Here is a 261-nt window from a genome sequence, read left to right as displayed (position 1 = left end):
GGTAGAGCGTCGTGTCTTACCCTGGGGGGTAGAGCACTGTTTGGGCTAGGGGGTCATCCCGACTTACCAACCCCATGCAAACTCCGAATACCCAGGAGTACAATCACGGCAGACAGACGGCGGGTGCTAACGTCCGTCGTCGAGAGGGCAACAACCCAGACCGCCAGCTAAGGTCCCAAATACCAATTAAGTGGGAAACGATGTGGGAAGGCTTAGACAGCTAGGAGGTTGGCTTAGAAGCAGCCATCCTTTAAAGAAAGC

At 54.8% G+C, this 261-nt stretch carries 1 rRNA gene; it reads left to right on the top strand.

The annotated features are described in order from the left end of the window. Positions 1-261, top strand: a 23S ribosomal RNA gene (locus tag A3709_RS21000); the annotation flags it as partial.

It is taken from the genome of Halioglobus sp. HI00S01 (assembly GCF_001635445.1).
GTDB lineage: Bacteria > Pseudomonadota > Gammaproteobacteria > Pseudomonadales > Halieaceae > Halioglobus > Halioglobus japonicus.
Note: the sequence above shows the minus strand (reverse complement) of the source record. Positions and strands in the feature narration are given on the sequence as shown.